The 12,253-nt window shown below is 74.3% G+C and carries 13 protein-coding genes; 6 read left to right on the top strand and 7 right to left on the bottom strand.

The genetic code is table 11. From position 1 onward, the window contains the following. Positions 1-237 precede the first annotated feature (237 nt). Positions 238-669, bottom strand: a complete 432-nt coding sequence (locus J3A75_RS30155) for a CBS domain-containing protein (protein WP_012321554.1) — start codon at positions 667-669, stop codon at positions 238-240. Between the two features lie 150 nt (positions 670-819). Next, the gene (locus tag J3A75_RS30150; protein WP_058606240.1) at positions 820-1,641 is read right to left on the bottom strand and encodes a rhomboid family intramembrane serine protease; all 822 of its coding nucleotides are present in this window, start codon (positions 1,639-1,641) and stop codon (positions 820-822) included. A gap of 347 nt (positions 1,642-1,988) precedes the next feature. Between J3A75_RS30150 and J3A75_RS30145 the strand changes: the two genes are divergently transcribed. After that, positions 1,989-2,588, top strand: coding sequence for a PAS domain-containing protein (locus J3A75_RS30145; RefSeq protein WP_012321552.1), 600 nt, complete (start codon positions 1,989-1,991; stop codon positions 2,586-2,588). A gap of 230 nt (positions 2,589-2,818) precedes the next feature. Beyond that, positions 2,819-3,460 carry a PilZ domain-containing protein gene (locus J3A75_RS30140; protein WP_024828689.1) on the top strand — a complete coding sequence of 214 codons (642 nt, stop codon included), beginning with the start codon at positions 2,819-2,821 and terminating at the stop codon, positions 3,458-3,460. A gap of 27 nt (positions 3,461-3,487) precedes the next feature. Here the strand turns inward: J3A75_RS30140 and J3A75_RS30135 are convergent, their stop codons facing one another. Further along, a complete protein-coding gene (locus tag J3A75_RS30135; RefSeq protein WP_012321550.1) occupies positions 3,488-4,069 on the bottom strand; it encodes an SCO family protein in 582 nt (193 codons plus the stop codon). A gap of 105 nt (positions 4,070-4,174) precedes the next feature. Beyond that, positions 4,175-4,678 (bottom strand): PRC-barrel domain-containing protein, encoded by a 504-nt coding sequence (locus tag J3A75_RS30130; protein ID WP_071000192.1) that lies wholly within the window; start codon positions 4,676-4,678, stop codon positions 4,175-4,177. A 176-nt stretch (positions 4,679-4,854) separates the two neighbouring features. On the opposite strand from J3A75_RS30130, the gene J3A75_RS30125 reads away from it, so the two are divergent. The 4 genes from J3A75_RS30125 (at position 4,855) to J3A75_RS30110 (ending at position 7,940) form a co-directional block, all read left to right on the top strand. Beyond that, positions 4,855-5,304 (top strand): tRNA (cytidine(34)-2'-O)-methyltransferase, encoded by a 450-nt coding sequence (locus tag J3A75_RS30125; protein WP_024828690.1) that lies wholly within the window; start codon positions 4,855-4,857, stop codon positions 5,302-5,304. A 205-nt stretch (positions 5,305-5,509) separates the two neighbouring features. Next, positions 5,510-6,937 (top strand): protein adenylyltransferase SelO, encoded by a 1,428-nt coding sequence (locus J3A75_RS30120; RefSeq protein WP_053620565.1) that lies wholly within the window; start codon positions 5,510-5,512, stop codon positions 6,935-6,937. Positions 6,938-7,337: 400 nt separating this feature from the next. Then, positions 7,338-7,565, top strand: coding sequence for a hypothetical protein (locus J3A75_RS30115; RefSeq protein WP_012321546.1), 228 nt, complete (start codon positions 7,338-7,340; stop codon positions 7,563-7,565). An 18-nt stretch (positions 7,566-7,583) separates the two neighbouring features. After that, entirely contained in the window at positions 7,584-7,940 is a 357-nt protein-coding gene (locus J3A75_RS30110; RefSeq protein ID WP_071000191.1) for a hypothetical protein, read from the top strand. Here the strand turns inward: J3A75_RS30110 and J3A75_RS30105 are convergent. The 3 genes from J3A75_RS30105 to gpmI form a co-directional block, all read right to left on the bottom strand. Then, positions 7,876-9,117, bottom strand: a complete 1,242-nt coding sequence (locus J3A75_RS30105; RefSeq protein ID WP_058606242.1) for a GNAT family N-acetyltransferase — start codon at positions 9,115-9,117, stop codon at positions 7,876-7,878. The two genes, J3A75_RS30110 and J3A75_RS30105, sit on opposite strands and share 65 nt — an antisense overlap. A 10-nt stretch (positions 9,118-9,127) precedes the next feature. Next, positions 9,128-10,543: a lipopolysaccharide biosynthesis protein gene (locus tag J3A75_RS30100; RefSeq protein ID WP_053620563.1), complete on the bottom strand. Its 1,416-nt coding sequence runs from the start codon at positions 10,541-10,543 to the stop codon at positions 9,128-9,130. Positions 10,544-10,669: 126 nt separating this feature from the next. Continuing rightward, positions 10,670-12,181, bottom strand: a complete 1,512-nt coding sequence (gene gpmI / locus J3A75_RS30095; RefSeq protein WP_041372804.1) for a 2,3-bisphosphoglycerate-independent phosphoglycerate mutase — start codon at positions 12,179-12,181, stop codon at positions 10,670-10,672. Positions 12,182-12,253: the final 72 nt, after the last annotated feature.

Genomic DNA, 12,253 nt, shown 5'->3' with positions numbered 1-12,253 from the left:
GATACGGGCTCGCGATGTCGGCCTGCTGGCCCGTCGACGCGAAGGGGTGCGGGTCCCCTCTCCCGTGCGGGAGAGGGACAGGGTGAGGGGTGCGACCGCTCCGGAAAGACCTGATCCCTCACCCCAACCCTCTCCCGCACGGGAGAGGGAGCGCGTCGCGCCCCGGCCCCGGCGGCCTGCCCAGAACCGGCGAGGCCCGGGGGCGGAGGGCGAGAGAGACGCGCGGTTCCGGCGCCGCTACGCCATCGTGATGTAGTCGCGCAGGGCCTGGTGCTCGGCCTCGACGGTGGCGATCTTGCGCGCCACCACGTCGCCGATCGACACGAGGCCGATCAGCCGCCCGTCCTCGCAGACCGGCACGTGGCGGAAGCGCCCGTCGGTCATCAGCGTCATGACCTCCTCGATCGTCGCGCTCCGGCCGCAGGTCGTGACCTCCGCGGTCATGTGCGCCGAGACCGGCGCGTCGAAGGCCGAGCCGCCGTGCCGGGCGAGCGCCCGCATGATGTCCCGCTCGGAGATGATGCCCGCCACCGTCCCGTCGGCCTGGGCGACCACGAGGGCACCGATGCGCTTGTCGGCGAGGATCTGGATCACCTCATCGAGGGTCTTGTCGGGGCCCACGGTGACGACGGAGCTGCCCTTCTCGGCGAGGATGCGTGCGACGGTCATGGCTCTCTCCCTATGTGACGCGTCCGGTGCGCCGTCAGCCCGCGGCGCCCTGATGGCATTCTCGGCCGGGTTGGCCCGGCTCGTTCACATTGTGGCGAGTGTGTGACCGATCCGGCCGGATGGCAAGGTGCCGGGCGCCGGGGCCGGGACTCAGTGCCGGCGCGGCTCCCGGGGATCCACCAGGGGGAACAGGAAGAAGCCCGCGATGAAGCCGCCGAGATGCGCGTCCCAGGCGATGGCGGCGTTCTCGCCGACGAGCGGCACGCTGACGAGGCCGAAGAGCAGGTTGGTCAGGAGCCAGATCACCAGGAACGACACCGCGGTGCGGTTGCGCAGCAGCTCCGGGATCGTCTCGGCGGGCCGGGGCGGCGGCACCTGCCAGGCCGGCGCGCCGTAGCCGGAGACCGGCGGCTGGAACACGAACCGGGCGGCGGCCGCCATCAGGGCGGAGATCCCCGCCGAGGCGCCGACCAGCGGTCCCGCGCTCAGCGGGTCGATCAGGATGTGGAGAAGCCCGCCGGCCGCCGTGCCGGCCAGCGCGAGCACGCACCAGCGCAGGGCGCCGCAGCGGCGCGCCACCGGGGCTCCGAAGGCCGCGAGCCAGACGCTGTTGAAGATCACGTGCATCCACGAGCCGTGCAGCAGCCCGTAGGTGACGAGCGTCCAGGGCTGGAGCGCGTGCTCGCCCACGATGTAGCGGGCGAAGGCCTCGCGGGCGGCCTCCAGGCCGGGATCGCCCGTATCGGCGGCGGCGCGGATCACCTCGGAGGCCCGGCCGGGATCGAACCAGAGGGTCCAGCGCGCCGGCACCAGCGCGAGGTCCAGGACCAGGCGGATGTCCCAGGTGTCCGGCAGCAGGAACTCGCGGACCGCCTGGATCGCCAGGAGCAGCCCGATCGACGCGGTGACGATGCCCGGCATGTTGAACACGGGCACGCGGCTCTGCCGCGGGAAATCGGGGGAGGCATCCATCGCGGCACCATGTCGGGGTGCGGCGCGATGGGGCAAGCCCCGGCGACGTATTGAAGCTCGCGAAGACCGGCCGGATACCGGTCCGCCACACCGGACCGGCCCGTCTCCGAGCCGGATCCACCGCGGGCAACCGCGGCGCGCCCGGCGGGGTGCGACGATTGTGTCGCCGGCCACGACGCGCTACCCCCCGCCCGGTGCGTCGCCGGTGGCCCGGCGACGCGCGGGTGCGGGGCCGGCACGGCCCGTGCGCCCGGACGCGGTGAACGCCCGGATCGGCCGGTCGCATCCCCGCGGATGTGCCAGAATGATCCGGGGATGAACCACAGGCGTTGAGAATCGGGACACCGATGAAGCATCCCACCAGCCGCATGCTCCATGCCTATTGGGAGCGCCTGCGCGGAGAACGGGCCGCGCCGGAACGCGCCGAGATCGAGCCGGGCGAGATCCGGCACCTTCTCGCCGACAGCCTGATCCTGGAGCTCGACATGCCGAGCCGCTCGGCGAGCATCCGGCTCGCGGGGACGCGGGTCTGCGCCCTGTACGGCCGCGAGCTGAAGGGCGAGCCCTTCGCCCGGCTGTGGGGCTCCCGGGCGACGGATCCGTGGCGGATCGTCGAGATCGTGGCCAGCGACACCCTCGGCGTCGTGGCCGGCCTGCGCGGGACCAACGCGGCCGGCGAGGCGGCGGATCTCGAACTCCTGCTCCTGCCCCTGCGCCACCGCGGCCGGACGCAGGTCCGCGCCCTCGGCACCCTCAGCCTCGACGGCGCGCCGCACTGGCTCGGCCTGCGCCCGCTGGTGGAGGCCGAGACCACCTCCCTGCGCATCCTGCCGAGCCGCCGGACCGAGCCGGTCCCGCCCGCCCGCACCGCCGTGCGCACGAGCGCGGGCTATCCCGGCCCGGTCCGGCACGGCCACCTCCTCGTCCATGCCGGCGGGCGTGCCTGAGGACCGTATTCGTCCAAGGTTACGCCCGGGCCGCACCGGCCAGTTGGATCGAATCAGCGCGCGCGCCCGCGGAAATCTTCGGCGCACAAGTCGATCGCGCGCGCCGCGACGGCGCTCGATAGTGGATGTTTCTACAAGGCCGATAGACCGCGAGACAGGAAAAAAGGGTTTCGTAACAGTCCGCACCTAGTCTGCACCGGCCATTCTCCCGGCGCAGGACCAAACTCGGAATGATCGCGGTCGCGGCCACCGCTGGAACTGATCTGCGCGGCCTCGCCGCCGAGCCGGCGCGCGGCGCCGCCGACCAGCGCCGCCACCAGCGCGTGCGGGTCGCCGTGCTCGGCCGCTACATGCTGGCCGACCGCCGGGAATATCCCTGTCAGACCGTGGACATGTCACCGGGCGGCGTGCGGCTGACCTGCGCGGTCAAGGGCGAGGTCGGCGAGCGCGTGGTGCTCTACCTGGAGCATATCGGCCGGATCGAGGGCGTCGTCGCCCGCACCTGCCCGGACGGGTTCGCGGTCCAGCTCAACGCCACCTCCCGCAAGCGCGACAAGCTCGCCTCCCAGCTCACCTGGCTGGCGAACCGGGAGATGCTGGGCCTGCCGGAGGGACGCTCGCACGAGCGCCTCGTGCCGACCAACACGGCGGTCGTCCTGCGCGTCGAGGGCGGCCGCGAGATCCGGGCGCGCCTCATCGACATCTCGATGTCGGGCGTGGCGATCTCCTGCCCGGTGCCGCTGCCCCTCGGCGCCGCCGTCACGGTGGGCAGCACGCCGGGACGGCTGGTGCGCTACTTCGAGGGCGGCTTCGGCGTGCAGTTCCTGCTGCCGCTCTCCCCCGACCGCTTCCACGCCGGGATGACGCTCTGACGCGCCTCCGGCCGGACCGGCCCGCGGTCAGATCTTCTTGGCGAGCTGCGCGGCGACCTCGTCGGCCGGCCGGGTCAGGTCGAGGGCGCCGACGAAGCGGTTCTGCGCGTCCATGACGTAGACGAGCGCGGTGTGCTCCATCGTGTAGTCCCCGTCCTTGGCCGGCACCTTGCGGGCGTAGGCCCGGTACGCCTTCTCGGTGGCGGTGACCTGCTCGGGCGTGCCGGTGAGGCCGGTGATGCGCGGGTCGAAGCTCGACAGGTAGGTCTTGAGGCTCGCCGGATCGTCCCGCTCGGGATCGACCGTGACGAAGGCGACCCGCATGGTCTTGCCCTTCGGGCCCAGGGCGGCCAGCACGTCGGAGATCTGCTGCAGGGTGGTCGGGCACACGTCCGGGCAGTGGGTGAAGCCGAAGAACACGAGGTGCGTCGCGCCGGCGAAGTCGCGCTCGGTGACGGTGCGGCCGTCCTGGTTCACCAGCGTGAACGGGCCGCCGACGCTCGGCACGCCCACCGGCGCCTTGTCGGGCAGGAACGCGAACACCGCCGCCCCGGTGAGGCCGACGAGGCCGAGGCAGAAGGCGACAAGCGGGACGAGGGCGCGGCGCATGGGACGGGTTCCGACCTCCGGGGGAGGCCGGCACAGCACACAACGGCGCGCGGAGGCAAGCCGGCGCGGTGCCGCCGGCCGCCCGGCGCCGCGCCGGCGCGACCGCTACGGCTTCGACGCCGGCTCCCCCGCGGGGCTCGCCGGGGCGGCGCCCTTCGGCGGCTCCTTGCCGAGATAGACGTATTCCGGCGCCGCCCGGAGCTGATCCTTGGTCGTGTCGATCCGCGCCTGGAGGGTCTTGCCGTCGGTGCGGTCGAGCTTGAGCACGGACGGGTCGACCGCGACGTATTTCGAGCCGATCCCCAGGAAGCCGCCGACCCCGATGATCCAGGCCTTCACGGCGCCCTTCTGGTCGAGGACGAAATCGGCGATCTGCCCGATCGTCTCGTTGGCGCCGTTGACGACGCTGGAGCCGATCAGCTTGCTGGCGACCATGTCGTCGGGATTCTGCGCCACGAAGGTCGGGCGCAGGTTGTCGGCCATGGTGGCGGGCGCACCGGGAACCGGGGTCGCGGCGCTGCCGCCGTCAGGCTTGGCGCCGTCGGTCTGCGCCGAGGCGGTGGCGAGGCCGGCCAGCAGGAGGGCCGAGGCGAGGAGCGGGGTGCGCATCGGAGCAGGTCTTTCAGAGAGGCCGAACACGGGGTGGCGCCGCCTCAAGGTTCTGGCGGGGCTTAAGTTCCGCGCGGTCTCGGCGCCGGCCGGGGATGCCGCGGCGGTTTGCCGGCTGCGCGTCGGCGCGGCGCGTCTTTGACGGCCGGGCCCGCGCCCCGCACAAGGCCGGCGCCATGCTCCGCCTTGCCCTCTACCAGCCCGACATTCCCCAGAACACCGGCACGATGCTGCGCATGGCCGCCTGCCTCGGGCTGGCGGTGGAGATCGTGGAGCCCGCGGGCTTCGACGTCTCGGACCGCCACCTGCGGCGCTCGGGCCTCGACTACCTCGACCACGTGGCGATCACCCGGCACCGCTCCTTCGCGGCCTTCGCGGCGTGGCGGGCCGAGGCCGGGATCCGGCTCGTCCTCGCCACCACGGCGGGCGCCGTACCCTACACGGACTTCGCCTTCCGCCCGGACGATTGCCTGATGGTCGGGCGCGAATCCGCCGGCGTGCCGGAGGCGGTGCACGCGGCGGCCGACGCGCGGATCGTGGTGCCGATCCGGCCGGGCCTGCGCTCGCTCAACGTCGCGGTCGCGGCCGCGATGATCGCCGGCGAGGCCCTGCGTCAGGTGGGCTAACCGCCGCCTAAGACAGCGCGCACGATGACGGCTTCCCGCCGTTTTCGCGAGCGGACGGAAGCGATCCAGGGCCGCGCGCCCTCCGTGACCGGGGCGCCGGCTGGCTTGCTCCGCTCCGCTCGCAAGGACGGAAACCGCAACGGATCCCGTTCCGCCGGCTTGGTAGGACGTGGTCTACCTTCCGACTGGAGAGACGCGCCGCCGCATGGACGACACCGCCTTCACGCCTTCCCGGCGCCACGCCGATCTCGGGCCCGCCTTCTTCGATCCCGTCACCCCGGCCCGGTTCCCGCGGACCATCCTGCGCTACCGCAATCAGGCCTGGGCGGAGCGGGTCGGCCTGGGCAACCTGTCCGACGAAGCGTGGATCGCCCATTTCGGCCGGTTCGAGCCCCTACCGGGCAGCTTCGAGACGCCGCTGGCCCTGCGCTACCACGGCCATCAGTTCCGCTCCTACAATCCGGACCTCGGCGACGGGCGCGGCTTCCTGTTCGCGCAGCTGCACGACCGGCTGGACGGGCGCCTCCTCGACCTCGGCACCAAGGGCAGCGGCACGACGCCCTGGTCGCGCGGGGCCGACGGGCGGCTCACCCTCAAGGGCGGGGTGCGCGAGGTGCTGGCCACCGCCCTCCTGGAGGCGCAGGGCGTCTACACCTCGAAGAGCTTCAGCCTGATCGAGACCGGCGAGGACCTCGTGCGCGGCGACGAGCCCTCGCCGGCGCGCTCCTCGGTGCTGGTGCGCCTGTCCCACGGCCATATCCGCATCGGGACCTTCCAGCGCTTCCTGGCGCTCGGCGAGCCGGACAACATCGCCCGGCTCCTCGACCACGCGATCGCGACCCACCGGCCGGAACTCTGGCGCGACGGCGCGGAGGATCGCGCCGTCGCCTTCCTGGACGACGTGGTCGCCCGGGTCGCCCGGATGGGGGCGCAGTGGGCGGCGGCCGGCTTCGTCCACGGGGTGCTCAACAGCGACAACATCAACGTCACCGGCGAGAGCTTCGATTACGGGCCGTGGCGCTTCCTGCCGCATTTCGACCCGGACTTCACGGCCGCCTACTTCGACGAGACCGGGCTCTACAGCTTCGGCCGCCAGCCGGAGGCGCTGTTCTGGAACCTCGCCCGGCTCGCCGACTGCCTGCTGGTGCTGGCCCCCCAGGCGCGCCTCGAAGCCGCCCTCTCGGGCTTCGGCCCGGCCCTGCAGGAGGCGTTCGCCGAGGCGCTGTTCCGCCGGCTCGGCCTCGCCGCGGCGCCGCGGCCGGAGACCGACCGGCTGGTCTCGGCGGTCTGGCGGTTCCTCGCCGAGACGCGGGCGCCCTTCGAGCGGTTCTTCTTCGACTGGTACGGCGGCCTCGCGAGCGCGCCCCGCGCGCAGGCCGGGCCGTCCGCCGGCCACTACGCGCACGAGGCCTTCGCGCCGGTGCGGGCCGCGCTGGAGCCGCTCGCGCCCGCCCCGGGGGCGCGGCTCGACCACCCCTACTTCGCGGAGGCGCCCTGCACGCTCCTGATCGACGAGGTGGAGGCGTTGTGGGCGCCGATCGCCGCGGCCGACGACTGGTCCCTGTTCGAGGCCAAGCTCGAAGCGGTGGCCCGGATGGCCGAGGCCTGCGGGACGGTGCCCGCCTCGGCCTGAGCGGCCTCCTCCTCGGCGAGTCGCCGGCGCTCCTCGGCGTAGCCCCCCGCGATGGCGAGATCGACCAGGCGCCGGGTCAGCCGGAAGGCCAGCCAGAACAGGGCGAGGCAGAGCAGGGTCGCTGCGGCGGCCTTGAGCGGGTCCACGGGGTTGCTCCGGTGATGTCTCCTCGGGCGGAGCGGTCCTCTTAGGGCCGCGGCGGGCCGCGGGGCAATTGGCCTTCGTGCCGAGACCGAGCCTGCGGCGCGGCGCCCAGGAATCGCCGCGCGGCGCCCCGACAGCGCGGCGCGGTCAGCCCACGCGGGGCGCCGAACCCGGTATCCGACCGGAACATGCTATGGCGGCCGCCGGCCGGATCCCGATATCCGGCGCTGAACGTCCCTCGATCAGGCGGATACCCGTGCGCGAGACCTTCCACATCGAAGTCCTCGGACCGGAGCCGGACGAGATCCAGACGCGGATCTCCGTGCGGGTCGGCAGCCTGGAGAGCGCGCAGGAACGGGCCCTGCGGCTGTTCGCCCGCGCGCGGGTGCCGCAGCGCTCGGGCGAGCCGGCCGAGGCCGTCCGGGTGATCGACGGCGCCGGCCGCGAGGTGTTCTATCGGACGCGCTTCGACGTGGGGGATTGAGGCGTCCGGAGCCCGCCGATGCGCACAGCCCTGATCCTGCCGATCCTCGTCCTCGCGGCCTGCGCGCTGTTCCTGCGCAGCTACACCCTGCCGCCGGCCCCGGACCGCCGGGGCGGCACCACGCTCCTCCTGACCTGGCCGAACCGCCCGGCCTTCGGCAGCCCCCGGGCCGAATGCCTCGCCGGACCGCCCGACGGGCCGGTCCTGCCCTGCCTCGTCGCCTCCGTCGCCCGGGCGCGCGACGACGGGTACGCGCTGCTGCAGCTGCCGTTCTGCGCGACCTGCTACGACCTGTCCGGGCGGATCGCCGTCATGGGCCGCGACGCGGCGGCGACGCGGGCGCGGCTGGAGCAGATCGCCCGCTTCGGATGGTGACGCGGGCCCGGGCGACGCCCTCCCGGGCCCGCTCCAGGATCCGGGCCACCGGGAACAGCGGATCGCGGCCCGCCTCCACCAGGAGATGGGCGATCGGCCGGCGCGCGGACCAGAAGGTGGTGCCGAGGGCGAAGCCCGGCGGCGCGCAGGAATCGATCCGGTCGATCGGCCAGTCGCCCGCGGCCACCGCCTCGGTCAGCCGGTGGACGAGCTGGACGCCCGGCGCGGTCTCCGGCCGCGTCTCGTCGTTGGCGATCTTCAGAACCCAGGCCTCCCGGCCGGTGACCGGCAGGATCAGGGAGGCCAGGAGCCGGTCGCCCCGGCGCAGGCGCGCGATCCGCACGCCGTCCGCGGCCCCGCGATCGGCCCCGAGATCGGCACTGAGATCGGCCAGCGCGGCGCGCAGGAACGCGACCTCCGCCGGCCGCTGCGCCAGGCTCGTGCCGGCCTCCCCCTTCCAGCCGGCGGCCTCGAGGGCGACGTGGGCCTCGAGGGCCGGGCCGAGGGCGTCGGGCGCGGCGAGGATGTCGAAGGTCACGGGCCCCGCAGCCTCCAGCCGCGCGCGGGCGCGGCGGAGCTTGCGGCGGCGCTGCCCGGAGAGGTGCCCGAGATAGGCGGCCCGCGCCTCTGGCCCGAGCCCGGTCAGGTCGAGCAGCCCGCGGTCGTGCGGCCAGAAGGCGGCGCGGCGCCCGCCCCGCGCCGCCAGGAGCTCCGGCAGGGGGCCGTCGGCCGGGGCGTTCGGCAGGAGGAGGCGCGGCGGCAGGCCGAGGGCGCCCGGCGCAGCGAGCAGCCCCGCCAGGGCGGCCTCCGGGGCGGTGCCGTCGAGGAGCGGCGCCCCGAACGGGGCGTAGCCGTGAGTCCAGCCCATGAGCAGCGGCAGCGGCACGCCCCAGCGGCGGCGCGACGGCCGGAACGGCCAAGCGGCGACGAGCCGGGCCCCGGCGGCCTCGGGGGGCCGGTCGGCGACGAGGAGGAGCCGGACGCCCGCCCCGAACGCGTCGCGGGCCGCCAGGGCGTAGCCCGCCTCGTAGAACGGGTTGCGCACCAGGCTCGCCCGGCCCAGGGCCCGCCAGGCCGGGACCCAGGGCGCCGCCCCGTCGAGGGGCCGGACCGCCGCCACGAGCCCGCCGGGAAGCGCGGCCGTGTCCGATGGGGTGCCTGACGCGGGGCCTGCCATCGCGGGACCGTCAGGCCGCGAGGCGGTGACGGATCGCGCCGGCGAAGCCGAGCACGTCGTAGCGCCACGCCGTCACCCCGGCGGCGGCGGCGAGCAGGACGAGGCGCAGGGCCTGCCCCGGCGGCATCAGCCCGCCGGGGACCAGGGCGATGCCGGCATTCACCGCGCCGCAGGCCAGCGCGATCCCGGCGATGCCGGCCATGTCGGCGAGCGGCAGCGGCATCGTCGTGCCGGTCCGGCGGGCGCCGAGCACCAGCACGAGGCAGGCCGCGCTCTGGCCGCCCGCGAAGGCGAGCGCCGCCCCGGCGGCGCCGAAGCGCGGGATCAGCAGGAGCGACAGCGCGGCGACGGTGGCGAGGGTCGCGAAGGCGGCGGCCGCCTCCAGGCCGCTGGAGCGGGCGAAGTAGATCACCTGCCCGAAGTAGTAGGCGCGGAACATCATCAGGATGCTCGCCAGGATCAGCACCGGGGCGAGCTCGCGCGCCTCGGCCCGGTAGTCGGGCCCGAGCAGCACCGCCACGACCAGATCGTCGAAGCACAGGAAGAACACCGCCCCGAAGGCCGCGATCAGCGTCATGGCCCGGGCGGCGTCGCGCAGCACCCCGGAGGCCGCCGCCATCCCGCCGACCCGCGCCTCGCGCTTGGCGATCGAGATCAGCGACAGGGCGATCGCCTCGCCGAACACGATGAAGCTCTGCTTCAGGAAGTCGGCCAGGGCCCCGTAGGCGCCGAGCCCCGCCGGCCCCACCGTCTTGGCGATGATCAGCCGGTCGAGGCTCTGGGCGAGCGCCGCCGTCCCGAAGGACAGCACCAGCGGCCAGCCGTAGGCGAACAACCGCAGGGCCTCCGCCCGGCTGCCGCGGCCGGGCATCATCGGGGCGATCGTGGCGGCGGCCGGGAGCGACGCCAGGGCGTTCGCGGCCGCCACCGCGCAGGCGAGGTGCAGGGGATCCTGCGAGAGGTGCAGCGCCAGGCTGCCGAGGGCCAGGATCAGGACGGCGCGGCTCATCACCGAGGCCGCCACCGCCCCGGCCCGCAGGCGGGTCCGGGCGATCTCGGTGGAGCCCTCGAACAGGGTGGTCCCGAAGGCCAGCGCCAGGATCGCGGCCGCCATCCGCGCCGGCATCAGGCCGAGGGCGGCGGCGAGCGCGCTGCCGAGCCCGGCGAGGAGCAGCGTGCCGCCCAGGATCCGCACCACGGTGCCGACCTGCGCGGGCTCGCGCGCCTCGTCGTAGAGGGCGAAGAACGCGAATTTCGGCCACTGGCAGGTCGCCCCGTAGAGCACGAGTGCCCAGGACAGGACGTACAGGTAGGTGCCGTAGCTCTCCACCGGCGCGAGCCGCGTGAACACCGCCACGGAGGCCATGTTCAGGGCGGCCGCGAAGCCCCGGGAGCCGACGTAGATCAGGCTGTGCCGGGCGATCATGTCCTAGAACCGGTCAGACGCACCACGACCTCGCACCACGCTGGGACAGACCGGCCCGTGGCGGGAGGTAACGCAGGGACGGCGCGCATGACAGCCCGGCCGTTGCAGGCGGCGTGCCGCCGGCCCTCAGCCCTGGCCCCGCGGGCGGATCAGCGACGTGCCGGTCATCTCGGCCGGCTGGTCCAGTCCCATCAGGTCGAGGAGCGTCGGCGCCACGTCGGCGAGCCGTCCGTCGGCCAGGGTCACGCCGTCGACGCCGACGAGCGCGGCGGGCACCGGGTTGAGGGTGTGGGCGGTGTGGGGCTCGCCGGTCTCGGGATCGCGCATCATCTCGCAATTGCCGTGATCGGCGGTCACCAGCAGCGCCCCGCCCTGGGCCGTCACCGCCTCGACGACGCGGCCGAGGCAGGTGTCGACGGTCTCCACCGCCTTCACGGCCGCCGCGAGGCTGCCGGTATGGCCGACCATGTCGGGGTTGGCGAAGTTCAGGATGATGAGGTCGTAGCGCCCGGAGCCGATCGCCTCCACGGCGCGGTCGGTGAGCTCCGGCGCCGACATCTCCGGCTGCAGGTCGTAGGTCGCGACCTTCGGCGAGGGCACGAGGACCGCGTCCTGCCCCGCGAAGGGCTCCTCGCGGCCGCCGTTCATGAAGTAGGTGACGTGCGGGTACTTCTCGGTCTCGGCCATGCGCAGCTGCGCGCGCCCGGCCCGGGCCACGGTCTCGCCGAGGCCGTTGGGCAGGTCGAGGGCCCCGAACAGGGTCTCGGCGAAGGCGTCGATCTCGACGCTGTACTGGACGATCCCCAGGGCGGCGGCGAACCGAACCGCGCGCGCGCGCTCGAAGCCCGCGAAGGCCGGGTCGAGGAGCGCCTCCAGGATCTGCCGGGTCCGGTCGGCGCGGAAGTTGAAGCTCAGGATGCCGTCGCCGTCCCGCATGCCGGCATAGTCGCCGATGATCGCGGGCTGCATGAACTCGTCGGACACGTCCTGCGCGTAGGACGCGGCGACGGCCTGCCCGGCCCGCTCGAACCGGGTTCCCCGCGCCTCCGTGAGGGCGTCGTAGGCTCTCTGGACCCGCTCCCAGCGCCGGTCGCGGTCCATCCCGAAATAGCGGCCGCACAGGGTGGCGATGCGGGCGCCCTTCGGGAGGGCCGCCTCGACGTCGGCGATGCAGGCGGCGGCGGAGCGGGGCGGCATGTCGCGCCCGTCGGTGAAGCCGTGGAGCCGGACCGGGATGCCGGCCGTCGTCAGCGCGCGCGCCAGCGCCACGGCGTGGTCCTGGTGCGCGTGGACGCCGCCGGGCGACAGCAGGCCGACGAGGTGGCAGGTTCCCCCCGACGCGCGCAGCGCCTCGATGAACCGGATCAGGGCCGGGTTCCGGGCGAGGGAGCCGTCGGCGACCGCCGCGTCGATCCGCGGCAGGTCCTGCAGGACCACCCGGCCCGCCCCGATATTGAGGTGGCCGACCTCGGAATTGCCCATCTGACCCTCGGGCAGGCCGACATCGGCGCCGAAGGTCTTCAGCCGCGCCCGGGGACGCTCCCGCATCAGCGCGTCGAAGACCGGGGTCCTGGCCTGGTGGACGGCGTTGTCGGCCACGGCGTCCCGCAGACCCCAGCCGTCGAGGATCACGAGCATCACGGGACGCGGGGTACTGTCGGGCACGGTCACAACTCTCCTGGGCTGCCGCGCGCGGCGCGCGGCCGGTCT

Source organism: Methylobacterium sp. PvP105 (assembly GCF_017876975.1).
Classification (GTDB): Bacteria; Pseudomonadota; Alphaproteobacteria; order Rhizobiales; family Beijerinckiaceae; genus Methylobacterium; species Methylobacterium radiotolerans.
Note: the sequence above shows the minus strand (reverse complement) of the source record. Positions and strands in the feature narration are given on the sequence as shown.

Excerpts from the sequence above, each read along its gene's own strand:
- J3A75_RS30150 (WP_058606240.1), bottom strand. The coding sequence starts at position 1,641 with ATGGATGCCTCCCCCGATTTCCCGCGGCAGAGCCGCGTGCCCGTGTTC.
- J3A75_RS30105 (WP_058606242.1), bottom strand. The coding sequence starts at position 9,117 with ATGGCAGGCCCCGCGTCAGGCACCCCATCGGACACGGCCGCGCTTCCC.
- gpmI (WP_041372804.1), bottom strand. The coding sequence starts at position 12,181 with ATGCTCGTGATCCTCGACGGCTGGGGTCTGCGGGACGCCGTGGCCGAC.
- J3A75_RS30155 (WP_012321554.1), bottom strand. The coding sequence starts at position 669 with ATGACCGTCGCACGCATCCTCGCCGAGAAGGGCAGCTCCGTCGTCACC.
- J3A75_RS30110 (WP_071000191.1), top strand. The coding sequence starts at position 7,584 with ATGCGCACAGCCCTGATCCTGCCGATCCTCGTCCTCGCGGCCTGCGCG.
- J3A75_RS30130 (WP_071000192.1), bottom strand. The coding sequence starts at position 4,678 with ATGCGCACCCCGCTCCTCGCCTCGGCCCTCCTGCTGGCCGGCCTCGCC.
- J3A75_RS30135 (WP_012321550.1), bottom strand. The coding sequence starts at position 4,069 with ATGCGCCGCGCCCTCGTCCCGCTTGTCGCCTTCTGCCTCGGCCTCGTC.
- J3A75_RS30140 (WP_024828689.1), top strand. The coding sequence starts at position 2,819 with ATGATCGCGGTCGCGGCCACCGCTGGAACTGATCTGCGCGGCCTCGCC.
- J3A75_RS30125 (WP_024828690.1), top strand. The coding sequence starts at position 4,855 with ATGCTCCGCCTTGCCCTCTACCAGCCCGACATTCCCCAGAACACCGGC.
- J3A75_RS30145 (WP_012321552.1), top strand. The coding sequence starts at position 1,989 with ATGAAGCATCCCACCAGCCGCATGCTCCATGCCTATTGGGAGCGCCTG.
- J3A75_RS30120 (WP_053620565.1), top strand. The coding sequence starts at position 5,510 with ATGGACGACACCGCCTTCACGCCTTCCCGGCGCCACGCCGATCTCGGG.
- J3A75_RS30100 (WP_053620563.1), bottom strand. The coding sequence starts at position 10,543 with ATGATCGCCCGGCACAGCCTGATCTACGTCGGCTCCCGGGGCTTCGCG.